This window comes from Clostridium sp. BNL1100, assembly GCF_000244875.1.
GTDB lineage: Bacteria > Bacillota > Clostridia > Acetivibrionales > DSM-1351 > Ruminiclostridium.
The window spans coordinates 2443618-2458183 of sequence record NC_016791.1 but is presented as its reverse complement, the minus strand read 5'-3'; the positions used below and the strand labels follow the sequence as shown (position 1 = coordinate 2458183).

The 14566-nt window shown below is 36.3% G+C and carries 18 protein-coding genes; 15 read left to right on the top strand and 3 right to left on the bottom strand.

The genetic code is table 11. The features are described 5' to 3' along the window. Positions 1-55: 55 nt before the first annotated feature. The 9 genes from dnaJ to CLO1100_RS10220 all read left to right on the top strand — a co-directional run bounded on the left by dnaJ (position 56) and on the right by CLO1100_RS10220 (position 6941). Positions 56-1195, top strand: coding sequence for a molecular chaperone DnaJ (gene dnaJ / locus CLO1100_RS10260; RefSeq protein WP_014313684.1), 1140 nt, complete (start codon positions 56-58; stop codon positions 1193-1195). Positions 1196-1233: 38 nt separating this feature from the next. Next, positions 1234-2184, top strand: a complete 951-nt coding sequence (gene prmA / locus CLO1100_RS10255) for a 50S ribosomal protein L11 methyltransferase (RefSeq protein ID WP_014313683.1) — start codon at positions 1234-1236, stop codon at positions 2182-2184. Then, complete coding sequence (locus tag CLO1100_RS10250) at positions 2166-2918, top strand: 16S rRNA (uracil(1498)-N(3))-methyltransferase (protein WP_014313682.1); 753 nt, start codon at positions 2166-2168, stop codon at positions 2916-2918. Before prmA ends, CLO1100_RS10250 begins: the two co-directional genes overlap by 19 nt. Beyond that, entirely contained in the window at positions 2905-3276 is a 372-nt protein-coding gene (locus CLO1100_RS10245) for a response regulator (protein ID WP_014313681.1), read from the top strand. The genes CLO1100_RS10250 and CLO1100_RS10245 overlap by 14 nt, the downstream gene beginning before the upstream one ends. A 246-nt stretch (positions 3277-3522) precedes the next feature. After that, positions 3523-4404 (top strand): YicC/YloC family endoribonuclease, encoded by an 882-nt coding sequence (locus CLO1100_RS10240; RefSeq protein WP_014313680.1) that lies wholly within the window; start codon positions 3523-3525, stop codon positions 4402-4404. Between the two features lie 16 nt (positions 4405-4420). Then, the gene (locus tag CLO1100_RS10235) at positions 4421-4699 is read left to right on the top strand and encodes a DUF370 domain-containing protein (RefSeq protein ID WP_004617885.1); all 279 of its coding nucleotides are present in this window, start codon (positions 4421-4423) and stop codon (positions 4697-4699) included. 6 nt (positions 4700-4705) lie between these two features. After that, entirely contained in the window at positions 4706-5314 is a 609-nt protein-coding gene (gene gmk, locus CLO1100_RS10230; protein WP_202946041.1) for a guanylate kinase, read from the top strand. A gap of 18 nt (positions 5315-5332) precedes the next feature. Continuing rightward, positions 5333-5539 carry a DNA-directed RNA polymerase subunit omega gene (gene rpoZ, locus CLO1100_RS10225; RefSeq protein WP_014313678.1) on the top strand — a complete coding sequence of 69 codons (207 nt, stop codon included), beginning with the start codon at positions 5333-5335 and terminating at the stop codon, positions 5537-5539. Between the two features lie 13 nt (positions 5540-5552). After that, positions 5553-6941, top strand: coding sequence for a glycine--tRNA ligase (locus CLO1100_RS10220; protein WP_014313677.1), 1389 nt, complete (start codon positions 5553-5555; stop codon positions 6939-6941). A gap of 57 nt (positions 6942-6998) precedes the next feature. Here the strand turns inward: CLO1100_RS10220 and CLO1100_RS10215 are convergent, their stop codons facing one another. Beyond that, positions 6999-7586: a PadR family transcriptional regulator gene (locus tag CLO1100_RS10215; RefSeq protein ID WP_014313676.1), complete on the bottom strand. Its 588-nt coding sequence runs from the start codon at positions 7584-7586 to the stop codon at positions 6999-7001. Between the two features lie 121 nt (positions 7587-7707). On the opposite strand from CLO1100_RS10215, the gene CLO1100_RS10210 reads away from it, so the two are divergent. From CLO1100_RS10210 to panD, 5 genes are all read left to right on the top strand, one after another. Next, a complete protein-coding gene (locus tag CLO1100_RS10210) occupies positions 7708-9189 on the top strand; it encodes an MDR family MFS transporter (protein ID WP_014313675.1) in 1482 nt (493 codons plus the stop codon). A 123-nt stretch (positions 9190-9312) separates the two neighbouring features. Further along, positions 9313-10158 carry a Rossmann-like and DUF2520 domain-containing protein gene (locus CLO1100_RS10205; RefSeq protein ID WP_014313674.1) on the top strand — a complete coding sequence of 282 codons (846 nt, stop codon included), beginning with the start codon at positions 9313-9315 and terminating at the stop codon, positions 10156-10158. Positions 10159-10184: 26 nt separating this feature from the next. Next, complete coding sequence (panB, locus tag CLO1100_RS10200; protein ID WP_014313673.1) at positions 10185-11048, top strand: 3-methyl-2-oxobutanoate hydroxymethyltransferase; 864 nt, start codon at positions 10185-10187, stop codon at positions 11046-11048. Beyond that, positions 11045-11890: a pantoate--beta-alanine ligase gene (gene panC / locus CLO1100_RS10195; RefSeq protein WP_014313672.1), complete on the top strand. Its 846-nt coding sequence runs from the start codon at positions 11045-11047 to the stop codon at positions 11888-11890. Before panB ends, panC begins: the two co-directional genes overlap by 4 nt. A gap of 32 nt (positions 11891-11922) precedes the next feature. Beyond that, positions 11923-12309 carry an aspartate 1-decarboxylase gene (panD, locus tag CLO1100_RS10190; protein ID WP_014313671.1) on the top strand — a complete coding sequence of 129 codons (387 nt, stop codon included), beginning with the start codon at positions 11923-11925 and terminating at the stop codon, positions 12307-12309. Positions 12310-12325: 16 nt separating this feature from the next. Here the strand turns inward: panD and CLO1100_RS10185 are convergent, their stop codons facing one another. Both CLO1100_RS10185 and CLO1100_RS10180 read right to left on the bottom strand, forming a co-directional pair. Then, positions 12326-12595, bottom strand: coding sequence for a TrkA C-terminal domain-containing protein (locus tag CLO1100_RS10185; protein WP_041700212.1), 270 nt, complete (start codon positions 12593-12595; stop codon positions 12326-12328). Continuing rightward, positions 12588-13298, bottom strand: a complete 711-nt coding sequence (locus tag CLO1100_RS10180) for a L,D-transpeptidase family protein (protein WP_014313670.1) — start codon at positions 13296-13298, stop codon at positions 12588-12590. Before CLO1100_RS10180 ends, CLO1100_RS10185 begins: the two co-directional genes overlap by 8 nt. Positions 13299-13441: 143 nt before the next feature. On the opposite strand from CLO1100_RS10180, the gene CLO1100_RS10175 reads away from it, so the two are divergent. Further along, positions 13442-14548, top strand: a complete 1107-nt coding sequence (locus CLO1100_RS10175; protein ID WP_014313669.1) for a GerAB/ArcD/ProY family transporter — start codon at positions 13442-13444, stop codon at positions 14546-14548. Positions 14549-14566: the final 18 nt, after the last annotated feature.

Sequence of the window (14566 nt, the reverse complement as noted above, 5' to 3'; positions counted from 1 at the left end):
TCTGGCTTATTTTAGGTTGCTGGTTTGCTGTGTAATGAGACGGGAGTTGAATTGGATGGCAGAAAAAAGAGATTATTACGAAGTATTGGGCGTTGAGAGAAACGCTTCTGATGCTGAACTAAAAAAAGCATATAGAAATCTTGCAAAAAAGTACCACCCGGACGTCAATCCAGGAGATAAGACTGCAGAAGCAAAGTTCAAAGAGGTAAATGAAGCCTATGAGATTCTTAGTGATTCTCAGAAACGGGGCAGGTACGACCAGTTCGGTCATGCTGGAACAGACCCTAACGGATTTGGCGGTGCAGGAGGTTTCTCTTCTGATTTTGACTTTGGAGGAATCGGAGATATATTTGAAACTTTCTTTGGAGGCTCAGGCTTTGGAGGAAGAAGCAAAACAAGAAGAGGTCCTCAAAAGGGTGCTGACATTAAATACTCTATGGAGATCAGCTTCGAAGAAGCTGCCTTTGGTATTGAACGGGAAATAAATGTAAGCAAAATGGAATTATGTTCAAAATGTACCGGATCAGGAGCCAAACCCGGAAGTAATGTAACAACCTGTAGTCATTGTAACGGAACAGGGCAGGTTCAGGTAAAACAAAACACACCATTCGGGCAATTTATAAACACTAAAACATGTGATGCATGTAAAGGTGAAGGAAAGATTATTACAGAGCCTTGTCCTGCTTGTAACGGAAAAGGCAGACTGAGGAGTACAAAGAAAATAAAAATAGATATTCCTGCGGGAATTGATGACGGCCAGACCATTTCATTAAGAGGTGGTGGAGACCCGGGATTAAAAGGTGGCCCAAACGGAGATTTGTATGTTAACATCCGTGTAAAGCCTCATCCGTTATTCTCAAGACAGGGAAATAATGTTGTATGTGATGTACCCATTACATTTACACAGGCAGCATTAGGTGCTGAATTAGAAGTACCTACCCTTGACGGAAAAGTTAAATATACCGTACCGGAAGGAACTCAAACAGGCTCTGTTTTCAGATTAAAGGGCAAGGGAATCCCTTATTTGAGAGGGAATGGACGTGGAGACCAGTATGTTAAGGTAAATATTGAAGTTCCGAAAAAACTCAATGACAAACAAAAAGCATTGCTGAGGGAATTTGCTGAAATCAGTGACGATGAATCCCACGAGCAGAGAAAAGGCTTTTTTGACAAAATGAAGGATGCGTTTAAATAATTAAGAATTTTACTGCTCATGGAGGCAAACGGAATAATATGAAATGGTATGAAATACGTGTAAGTACTACTGACGAAGCAAGTGATGCGGTTTCTGAAATGCTTACTACAATGGGTGCCGGAGGCGTGGCTATCAAGGACCCTTTTGATATAAAAAAAGAAATATTAAAGCCAAATACTCTGGACTATGCAGATGATGAATTCCTTGAATCATTAGGTGAGGACGTTATTATACAGGCATATTTCCAGAGCGGAAATAATATAGACGAGCTATTAAAGAAAATAAATGATGGATTGGGAAATATTTCCCAATTTTTAAATATTGGAAAAGGTCTTGAGGGATACGGCGAAGTAGATGATGAGGATTGGTCTACAGCTTGGAAAAAGTACTATAAACCCCTTCAGCTTACAGATAGAATAGTAATAAAACCAACTTGGGAAGATTATAGTCCCAAAGGTGATGAAATAATAATACAAATGGACCCCGGAATGGCCTTTGGAACAGGGACACATGAAACAACACAGATGTGTTCTATATTGCTTGATAAGTACATGAAGGATAACACACAGGTCCTTGATATCGGCTGTGGTACGGGTATCCTTTCAATAATAGCAGCGAAACTTGGTGCAAAAACAGTTGAAGCTATTGATATAGATGAAGTTGCTGTAAAAGTTGCCAAGGAAAATATCGAGCTGAATCAGGAAATATCAAAAGTATCGGCATATAAGGCTATATTGTCTGATTTGAAGCAGGAAGATCATAAATACGATATAATAGTAGCTAATATAATAGCAAATGTAATTATTGACTTGTCCTCGCTAATACCTTATTATTTAAAAAAGGAATCTTTGTTTATTACTTCAGGTATTATCAAAGAAAGAAAACAAGAAGTAATAGATACGTGTGAAAAAAACGGGATGTCACGGATAGAAACCCTTGAAATGGGAGAATGGGTGGCAATGGTGTTTAAATGTCCAGATACTTTGTAGAAGAAGCTCAAATAGCTAATGGCAGAATTAACATTATCGGTGAAGATTTTCAGCATTTAAAAAAAGTGCTAAGGGCTCAGATAAAGGACGAAGTAACTGTGTGCTGTGGAGGATTTGACTACACGGCTGAAATAGAAAAAATAAATGATAGTTCAATTTCGTGTGTAATAACAGATGTAAATAAAAATTTTACAGAATCGCCATTAAAAGTTACCTTGTTTCAGGGCTTGCCAAAGTCGGACAAGATGGAGTTAATTATACAGAAATGTGTTGAACTTGGAGTATGGGAAATAGTTCCTGTAATTACAGAACGTTGCGTTTCAAGGATAAATACTGATAAGGATGCTAAAAATAAGCTTGCGAGATGGCAAAAGATAGCAAGAGAGGCAGCAAAGCAGTGTAATAGGGGAACGATTCCCAATATTCTCTATCCCATAACCTTTAAAGAGGCTGTTGAAATGGCATCTCAAGCTGAACTGGCAGTTATACCTTATGAAAAGGAAAGTGCGGTTGGGCTTAAAAATATTGTACCCCGTTATGAAGGAATTACCAGTGGAAGTATTATCATTGGTCCTGAAGGCGGGTTTGAAGAAAAAGAAGTTCAACTGGCAGAAGACAGAGGGGTTAAGAAGATATCTCTGGGGCCAAGAATCCTACGCACGGAAACTGCCGGAATGGTAGCTTTATCACTTTTGATGTATGAATTAGGAGATGTGTCTAATGGGAGAACTTAAATTTGTTGTTGTTGACGATGCAGTATTTATGAGAACCTTAATAAAAAGAATGATTGAAGAAAATATAAACTATCATGTAGTGGGTGAAGGTGCCAATGGCCGAGAAGCTATAGAACAGGCAAAGCGCAATCAACCTGATATAATGACTCTTGACATCACAATGCCGGAGATGGATGGAATTATGGCAATCAAGGAAATATTGGAAGTAAGCCCTGCTACCAAGATAATAATGGTTTCGGCAATGGGGCAGCAGGCTATGGTAATAGATGCAATAAAAATGGGAGCTAAAGATTTTATTGTTAAACCCTTTGATAAAACCAGGGTTCAACAAGCAATTGAAAATGTTATAAATCTCTGATAATATGTCTATTATATAAATGGGGGATAATGTCCTCCATTTTATTTTTTATAAATTTGAGTAATAACACATTATTTTAGGAAATATTGCAACAAATTAAAAACATAAGTAAATTGAAGTAAATTGATAAAAATATATGAAAAGTAGTAATTTATCCTTTAAATTCTGCAAATTTGTGTTATAATACTAAGCGGGATTAATAGTTATATTTTGGGTTAAATTTTATCCCAGTTACCGGAGGCATATATGGTTAGGAGTATGACAGGTTTCGGTAGAGGAACCTTTAGTGATAATGGCAAAGAATTTACTGTAGAAATAAAAACTGTAAACCATCGTTATATAGATTTTTATATAAAATTACCGAGACAGATTGGTTATCTTGAGGAAAGAGTCAGAGAAGTAGCTTCTCAAAGCCTTTTTAGAGGTAAAGTAGATATATTTATATCCTTCGAAGACCGCTCAGATAATTCCAGAAGTGTTACACTTGATGAGCCACTGGCAAGTGCTTACATACAGGCAGTTGAAAAGCTCAAGGAAAAATATAGCTTGAAGGATGACTTGAGTGTATCACTTATTTCCCGTTTTCCGGATGTTTTAAGAATAGAGAAAAATGAAGATGATGAAGAACATTTATGGTCTGTTCTTAAAAAAGCATTGGACTTGGCAATAGCTTCGCTTCTCCAAATGAGAGAAAAAGAGGGAAATGAATTAAGAAACAGCCTACTTCAGAAAGCTGATTATATGGAAACCATTATATCAGATATTTCTCAAAGAAGTCCTCAGGTTGTCACTGAATATAAGCAAAAGCTGGAATACAGGATAAAAGAATTGCTGAATCAGCAAACAGTAGATGAAAACAGGATTGCAATGGAAGTGGCAATATTTGCTGATAGGTGTGGTATAGATGAGGAATTGGTAAGACTGGGAAGTCACTTAACACAGTTAAGAGATATATTAAATATAAAGAAACAGCCTATTGGAAGAAAGCTTGACTTTTTGGTTCAGGAAATAAACAGGGAAATAAATACAATCGGTTCAAAATCAAATGACATAATTATTACTAAGAACGTTTTGGAATTAAAGAGTGAAGCAGAAAAAATAAGAGAACAAATTCAGAATATGGAATAGATATCAGGAGGATCGTATGAAGCTTATAAATATTGGCTTTGGGAATATTGTTTCCGCTAACAGACTTGTGGCAATTGTAAGCCCGGAGTCGGCACCAATTAAAAGAATTATTCAGGAAGCAAGAGACAGAGGTATGTTGATTGATGCAACATACGGAAGAAGAACAAGAGCAGTAATAATTACCGACAGCGACCATATAATTTTATCAGCGGTACAGCCTGAAACAGTAGCCCACAGATTAAATACCAAGGACAACGATGACAACGAAACTGATGAAGATTCAGTTACTGAGTAGGAGGAAATCATGCAACAAAAAGGCCTATTAGTTGTAGTGTCCGGACCTTCAGGAACAGGAAAGGGTACGGTATGCAAAAAGTTGTTGTCTCAAAGGGAAAATGTAAGGTATTCTGTTTCAGCTACTACCAGAAAACCACGTGAAGGTGAAATTGAGGGCCAGAGCTATTTCTTTGTTTCAGAAAGCAAATTTTTGGATATGATAAAGAATGATGCCCTCATCGAGTGGGATAAGTACTGTGACAATTACTATGGAACACCAAAGTCATATGTTGATTCCTGCATGGAAAACGGTATGGACATAATATTGGAAATAACCGTTGAAGGGGCTCTTGAAATAAAGCAAAAGTACCCTGATTCCGTACTTATATTTATTCTGCCGCCGTCCTTTGATGAATTAAGAAGGAGAATAGAGTGCAGAGCTACAGAGTGTACTGACGTTATAGAAAAAAGATTGCAAAAGGCTGCCAACGAAATTAAATATGTTTCAAAATATGACTATTTAATTTTAAATGACAGTGTTGATGAAGCAGTTTTGAATATAGAAAAGGTTTTAGATAGCGAGCGGTTAAAGCCATCCAGAAATATTGAAATGATAGAAAGTTTATTCAAGTAATACGGGAGGTATTATATAATGATTTATCCTTCAATTAATGAATTGATGAAAAAAGTTGACAGTAGGTACACATTAGCAGTTGAAGCTGCAAAAAGGGCAAGACAATTAGTAGACGGATCAAGCAAGATGACTAAGTTTAACTCCGATAAAGAAGTTACTATTGCTATACATGAGATAGCAGAGGATAAAATAACTTATGTTAGAACAAAGAGCGGGATAAAATAGGGGGCGTTGTAAAGTGGCAGCTGAAAAGACAATGGAAAAAATAGTTGCATTAGCTAAAAACCGAGGGTTTGTTTACCCAGGTTCCGATATATACGGAGGATTGGCAAATGCATGGGACTACGGTCCTCTTGGCGTAGAGCTTAAAAATAACGTAAAAAAAGCCTGGTGGCGTAAATTTATACAGGAAAGTCCATACAATGTAGGAGTTGACTGTGCAATACTTATGAATCCTCAGGTGTGGGTGGCTTCAGGTCACGTAGGCGGTTTCAGTGATCCTTTAATTGACTGTAAGGATTGTAAAACACGTCATAGGGCAGATAAACTTATTGAAGATTGGAATGCAGAAAATAATATTGAGTTCAGAGTTGATGGTCTGAAAAATGAAGAATTAATGCAATACATAAAGGATAAAGGTGTAAAATGTCCTGGATGTGGATCTGCAAACTTCACTGAAATCAGAAAGTTCAACCTTATGTTCAAGACTTTTCAAGGTGTTACTGAAGACTCAAAGGCTGAAATATTTTTGAGACCGGAAACTGCACAAGGTATTTTTGTTAATTTCAAGAATGTACAGCGTACAACCAGAAAAAAAATACCTTTTGGTATCGGACAGATAGGTAAGTCTTTTAGAAATGAAATAACACCCGGTAATTTTACATTCAGAACCAGAGAATTTGAACAGATGGAACTTGAATTCTTCTGTGAACCCGGAAAAGACCTTGAATGGTTTAAATATTGGAAGGATTTCTGTTATAACTGGCTCCTAAGCCTGAATATGACAAAGGAAAATCTGAAGCTTCGTGACCACGAAAAGGAAGAACTTTCACACTACAGTAATGCAACTACTGATATTGAGTTCCTTTTCCCATTTGGTTGGGGAGAGCTTTGGGGAATTGCAGACAGAACTGACTTTGACTTGAAACAACACATGACCCATGCAAAAGATGACTTGTCATACTTTGACCCTACTACAAATGAGAAGTATGTTCCATATTGTATAGAGCCGTCTTTGGGTGCTGACAGAGTTACACTGGCTTTCCTGTGTGATGCTTATAACGAAGAGGAAGTTGCAGAGGGTGATGTAAGAACTGTTTTAAAATTCCATCCTGCTATAGCACCTGTAAAGATAGCTGTTCTTCCGCTTTCAAAGAAATTGGGCGAAGAAGCAGAGAAGGTTTACCATATGTTAACTAAGACATATCACTGTGAATATGATGAAACAGGAAGCATAGGTAAGAGATACAGAAGACAGGATGAAATAGGAACACCATATTGTATTACTTTTGATTTTGATTCACTTGAAGACAAGAGTGTTACAATAAGAGACAGAGATACAATGCAACAGGTTAGAATCAAAATTGAAGATCTTGCGGCATATTTTGAAAATAAATTTGAATTTTAATAATAGTAATGTATAAAAAAGCAGGCATTTTACAATGCCTGCTTTTATTTAACTAAATTAATTTTCCTGAAATCCTCTAAAATTATCGTGGGTGCAGTCAATTTCCTTATTGCGATTATATATATCACGAATCCATTTGCACCACCTTATTGATAATTTTACGTCACATATTGCTTTCTCAAGCAGCAAATAAGAGCCGAATCCCTGTGATTTAAAGGAATCAAATTTATTGTTAACACCGGATATCAGTTTATTCAGCGACTCAGTATATCTAATAAGCTGCTTTTGATACCTTTCTTCCATTTCATTAATTAGCTTTTCAATAGTTGCACCGTCAAAACCTTGTATACAATAAATTTTTAGCATCATTTCATCTTTTCTAACCGCTTCATCAGTTGGAGACGAAATCCATCCTTTGAGAACTTCTCTGCCGGGTTCGGTTATTTCGTAAACCTTCTTATCAGGCTTGCTATTTTGGCCAACCAACGTATATATAACGTATTGTTTTTCTTCCAGTTCAGCAAGCAAAGGGTATATTGCACTATGGGTAGTACGCCAGAACTGATTCAGCTTAAGCATTAAATCATACCCTGTCATTGGTTCAGTTGATAAAAAGCTAAGCAATCCATAAGATAATTTGTTCATAAGCATTCCTTATCCAATATGTCATTATTGACATATTAAAAATACAAGAGTAATATATAACATATTATATGTCAATATTGACATATAATCAATTACTAAGTTTAATATTAGGAGTTATTTAATGGAAACCAATGAAAAAAGCAAATTAAATTACGCATTATTAATGACTGCATTAGTCACAGGCGCATTTCTCATGAGTCTCGCTTCCAGTACTATTAATATAGCATTACCTTATTTAATGAGTCAGTTTAATACCAGTCTTGATATGGTGAAATGGACTATGACTGGCTTTATGCTGGCAACCGGAATTATGGCACCGATAACCTGCTTTTTTGGAGAAAAATTCAGTTATAAAAGAACATACCTGATTTCAATTACCGGATTTACAGTATGCTCATTATTATGTATAGCTTCCTGGAATGTACAATCCTTAATAGTTTTTCGTATATTTCAGGGCATTTTCAATGGGTTTGCGGTTCCTTCAACCATGTCAATTATTTATCAGGTTGTACCCAGAGAAAAGCAAGGATTTTCAATAAGTTTATGGAGTCTTTCTGCAATGCTTGCCCCTGCATTCGGGCCTACATTAAGTGGCTGGCTCATACAAGTATTTAATTGGAAAGCAATCTTTTTAATCAATATACCTTTTGGAATAGTTGCGATATTATTAATTATCAAAGCTATCCCGTTTTATAAGCTGAATCCACCTGTGAGTTTTGACTTGTTTGGTTTTACAACATGCTTGGCAGCAAGCATCTTGCTATTGACAACATTTAGCGAGGCTGCAAAATGGGGTTGGACTTCCCTTAAAACTATAATATTTATGGCAGTAGGTTTGACAGTTTTGTCAGTATTTATAATCCGTGAATTGAAGGCCAAGAATCCTATACTAAATTTGAGTATATTTAAAAACAAAGGGTTCACTGTTAGTGTTATAATCAGGAGTGTCATTACAATGGGCCTATATGCAGGGTCATTGTTGACGCCGTTATTTTTACAAAATGCTCAACATGTTTCAGCTTTGGATGCCGGATTGATTCTCCTTCCATCTTCATTGGTTATGGCATTAAGCATGTTGATTGTGGGAAAACTATGCGACCGTATTGACCCTAGAATATTTGTTATAACAGGAGTAATTTCAATGGCAGTGGGATCATATTTTTTATCTCATTTAACTGTGGATAGCAGTCATACCTATATAGTATTATGCATGATGCTCCGTAATATCGGAATAGCATTGGCGACTTCTCCTGTGACTAATATAGGCATGTCTTCTTTGGATAGGAAACTTGTAGGTAACGGTTCTTCCGTTAATAACTGGGTGACTCAAAGTATAGGCTGTTTATCAATAGGTATTTTCACATCATTACTGACTTTTCAGGCAAAACAGCATGCTGTTGACCTTGTAAAAACAGGTGATGCGTTAAAACTGAGCAAGGATTTTATAAGTGATAAGTCCTTTGTAATGGGTATAAATGATGTTTATTTCATATCTATGGTTATAGTGCTGATTGCGGTACCTATCTGTTTCTTGTTAAAAAGAAGTAATCCTCACAAACCAAAGTCGGTGTCTGTCAGTACTAAGGTAACAACTGTAGAATAAATGTACAAAGAGGTACGAATTTGCGATATTTGTAAAAGGTTGACAAGTACACTTCGAAAAAGTATATTATACATATAATAAGGCTGGGTATTTAACCAAATATGCTTATTGAGGTTACTTGTAATGAACGTAGGATTTATTGGAGCGGGAAAAGTCGGCAATACTCTTGGAAAATACTTTGAACAAAATAACATAGAACTGACGGGGTATTATGATACTGATATAAATGCTGCAATGGAAGCAGCGGATTTTACACTGTCGGTAGTATATACATCATTAAGCGAGCTTGTTAAATGCAGTGATATTATATTTATTACAACCACTGATAATACTATACAAAACGTATGGGGAGATATAAAAGATCTATCTATTGAAGGTAAAATAATCTGTCATTGCTCTGGAGCCTTGTCTTCGGATGTATTTAAGGGGATTGGCGAGAAAGGGGCATTTGGTTATTCAATTCATCCTCTTTTTTCGTGTAGCAGCAAAACCTCCTCATATAAAAAACTGTATGATGCGTTGATAACAATTGAAGGAAGCCGGGAGCGTTTGCAGGAAGTTGAAGAATTCTTCAAAAGACTTGGAAACAGTACCAGAATAATTGATTCGACCCAAAAAATTAAATATCATGCTGCAGCGGTTTTTGCCAGTAATCAGCCAATAGCACTTGCCGGGCAGGGCGCAGACCTTCTGGAGCAATGTGGTTTTACCCGGGATGAAGCTATAAAATCCGTTCTTTTTCTAATGGGTCATGCCATTGAAAATATTGAGAAACAAGGATTGTCAGAGGCATTAACAGGGCCTGTTGAGCGTAATGATATAATGACCGTACGAAAGCATCTTCAGGCTTTATCAGAAGAAGAAAAAAATATATATATTTCATTATCCAGAAAATTAGTTAAAATAGCCAAAATAAAAAACCCTGAAAAAAATTACATTGAATTAGAAGACCTTTTAGGGCAAAATTAAGTAAATACGATAGGGGCGTTGATGGAATGACAGTAGAAGGAAATAGAATAAAAAATACAGCTGCGTCTATTCAAAATCAGAAAAGAAACGGCGATAAAATCAGTATGCTTACAGCTTACGATTATTCAACAGCAAAATTGATGGATGAAGCAGGAGTTAATTGTATTCTGGTGGGGGATTCACTGGGTATGGTTATGCTTGGCTATGAGAATACTTTATCGGTTACAATGGAGGACATGATACACCATACAGCGGCCGTATCAAGGGGAAGTAAGTTTGCATTTATTATTGCAGATATGCCGTTTATGTCTTACCATACTTCTGTTTACGATGCTGTTGTAAATGCAGGAAGATTGATAAAGGAAGGAAATGCACATGCAGTAAAGCTTGAAGGTGGCAAGGAAGTATGTCCTCAGATAAAAGCAATTGTAGATGCAAAAATACCTTTGGTATCCCATTTGGGTATGACACCCCAATCCATAAATTCTTTTGGTGGATTTAAAGTACAGGGTAAAGATGAAGCAGCTGCCATTAAATTAATTGATGATGCCAAAGCTGTTGAAGCTGCCGGTGCTACTGCTGTTGTACTGGAATGTGTTCCGGCAGAACTTTCAAAAATTATTACCAATAAGCTGTCTATACCCACAATCGGAATAGGTGCAGGAAAATACTGTGATGGGCAGGTACTTGTATATCAGGATATGCTGGGTATTTATTCGGATATTGCTCCTAAATTTGTAAAAAAATATGCTGATATAGGTTCGGAGATGAAATCGGCATTTAGAAGATATATTAGTGAAATAAAGAACTCAACTTTTCCGGAACAAGAACATTCTTATAAGATAGATGCAGCGGTTATTGAGAAGTTGATTTCGGAGGATAAGTTATGAAAGTAGTCAAGACGATAAATGAAGTAAAAAATATAGTAAATGCTTGGAAAAAACAAGGCTTGTCAATCGGCTTTGTTCCTACTATGGGATATTTGCATGAAGGCCATGGAAGCCTTATTATCAAAGCCCGTGAAAATTCTAAAGTAGTAGTGAGTATATTTGTAAATCCCATGCAGTTTGGGCCTACAGAGGATTTGGACAAGTATCCCAGAGACTTGGAAAAGGATTCAAAGTATTGCGAGGAATTAGGTGTGGATTTAATATTCAACCCTGAACCGGGAGAGATGTATCCTGAGGGCTTCTGTACTTCTGTGGACATATCGGTTCTGAGCGAGGATTTATGCGGGCTTAGCCGCCCTGTGCACTTTAAGGGAGTATGCACTGTTGTAAATAAGCTGCTCAATATTGTAAATCCGGACAAAGCTTATTTTGGAGAGAAGGATGCACAGCAGTTGGCTATCATAAAGAGAATGGTAAAGGACTTAAGCATGGATGTTGAAATTGTCGGCTGCCCCATTATCCGAGAAAAAGACGGTCTTGCAAAAAGCTCGCGAAATACTTACCTGAACAGTGAAGAAAGAAGAGCGGCGTTGGCACTAAGTAAATCAATCTTCGCCGGTAAAGATATGGTTAAAGAAGGATGCAGGGAAGTAGATCTTCTTTTAAAGAAGATGAAAGATATCATAGACCAGGAGCCGTTAGCAAGGATAGATTATTTAAAAGCTGTAGACGCAATGACAATGCAGCAGGTTGATACTATAGACAGACCTGTTCTAATAGCAATGGCGGTTTATATAGGAAATGTCAGACTAATTGACAATTTTTCTTTTATACCCGATTAAACAATCTAATTGATTTTATACGAGGTGCAGGTATGAATATTACATTATTAAGCGGAAAAATCCATAGAGCTACAGTTACGCAGGCAGAATTAAACTATGTAGGAAGTATCACTATAGATGAAGATCTCTTGGAAGCAGCGGGGATTATGGAATATGAAAAAGTTTGCGTAGTAAATATTAATAACGGTAAAAGGTTGGAAACATATACAATTGCTGGTGAGAAGGGTTCGGGTGTGATTTGTCTAAATGGTGCAGCTGCCAGATATGCACAAATAAGTGATAAAGTTATTATCATGGCATATGCACAGATGACCAGGGAAGAAGCCCAGAAGCATAAACCCAATGTAGTATTTGTTGACGAAAATAATCGTATTACTTGTAAAACCAATTACGAAAAGCATGGCCAAATTGTAGACTAATATTGAGGGGTTTATTTTATTTGCTTTCGGTTAATGTTAGCATCAAATCATTAATTTTTAAAACTCTATCCTCATTTGTAAGCATAACAAGATAATCGCCTGATTGTAAAAAGGTATCTCCTTTTAGGATAATCTCCTGTTCACCACGCTTAACGACTATTAGAAGTGAATGGGAGGGCCATTTTACGGTTTTGATTTTCCTGCCATCCAACTGAGAATCAAGGCAAATTGGGAATTCCAGTAATTTCAGACAGTATGCCCATAGCCTTTCTAAAATCCTATTCAAATTCCGAATAACCCATTGCATTATAATCTGGCGTGGAAATTGTAACTTTTACTTTAAGATTATGATCTTTTTGAAATTGAAAGATAGCCTCTTTTAAATCATCCTCATATATACCTGATTCATAACCATTAAAATATCCCAATTGTTTTAGTCTTTCTTGAACGGCCAGAACATCTGATCCCCTGTCTCCCGGTTTCAAATTTCTGAATCCCATTCCAAAGGGCCCAAATGGACCGTTGCGTATAACAACTGCTGTTCCCAAAGGCACTATATCATATAGCTCTTTTATGTCCCTATTATACATACGTATGCATCCATGACTTGCCGACCTTCCAATTGAGGCTTCGTTTTTTGTACCATGAATCCCATAATTACCCCATCTGACATTCAAGCCCAGCCACCTTCCGCCGAAACCTTTTCCCCATTGGCTTTTTTCAACTATTTTCCATTCTCCTATTGGAGAGGGCCATCCGGGTTTTCCCGATGCAATAGGGTATTTCTTTATACATTTATCGTTTTCAAATAAGTAAAGTGTTTTTTCATCTATATGTATCAATATCAGAAATTGTTGTTGGTTATTAGCTGCATGCCTTGTAAAACTCCCTTTGATAACATAAGTATTAACTGCAAAAAAGAGAGCAATGGACATTATAAAAATTGTGAAGATTGAGAATAATCTGTTCCTATTTATTAAGATAAACATGCTAAACCTCCCTCTAAAGAAATATATGCGGGATTGTCTAATGTAAGAATGGGAGTTTAAAAAATGGTAAAAAACACCGCCGAATACACATTAATACAAATGCGCATAATATTGAAATAAAAAATAAGAATGAGTGGTTTATTATGGAGAAAATAAGTAAGAACCAACTTTTCTGTCTGATAATGATGGGACAGATAGGCAGCACCAATCTATGGGCTTTAGGTATTGAAGCAAAAAGAGATGCCTGGATTGTAGATATAATTTCAACAATTGCCGGAATGGGTTTGGTCTGGTTGTATACATCCATATACAGTAAATATCCTGAAAAGAACATTGTGGGAATAACTCAATCCATTCTGGGTAAAACTTTGGGATGGCCATTGGGATTTATTTATTTTATGATATATACTTTTAATGCCACCAGAACCACAAGTGAATTTGCTGATCTGATAAATGTAACATTCCTCCAGGATACACCCAATCTGGTAATACAGATTATTTTTTATATAGCAATTATTTATGTGCTTTTTTTAGGGATAGAGACTCTGGGACGTATTGCGGAAATAATATTTCCTGTAGTAATTTTATTAATAATATCTATCTATATTATGATAATTGCATCAAAACAAATAAATCTAAAAGAACTGCTGCCTGTATTTCAAGGGGGGTTCAAACCTATACTAAAGGCTTTTTATCCAATAGGAATTAACTTTCCCTTCGGTTTGGTTTATGTGTTTTTTCAGTTCTGGAAGTATAACGGGTCGATAAAGGAAGTAAAAAAAACAACTTACTGGGCACTAGCATTGACAGGGGTAAATCTAACTGTTTCCCTTATTATAATGGTTACTTCAATGGGTACTAATTATACTTCCAATGCAACTATACCGTTCCTGGAGGTAATCAAACTCATTAGTATAGGAGATATAATTACTAACCTTGATGCAATAGGAGTTATTCTTGTATTTATGGGTGGATTCTATCTAACCATATTGTTTTACTATTCGGCAGTCTTAATCTTTGCAGAATTATTTCATATAAAAGATTACAGATGGGTTTTAATTCCATTGGCTGTTTTCATTATGTGGTATTCAAAAATATACGAGCCCAATTATCCGTTTCATGTAAAATACCTTGTACCGCAGTACTGGCAGCAATGGGTTCCAGTTAGCAATATAGTTCCTATAATGCTTTTATTGATATTTCATCTAAAAAGATATTGTAATAAGGATTTAAATATTCAAAATAAATAAAAGTTAGGGAAGAAGAGA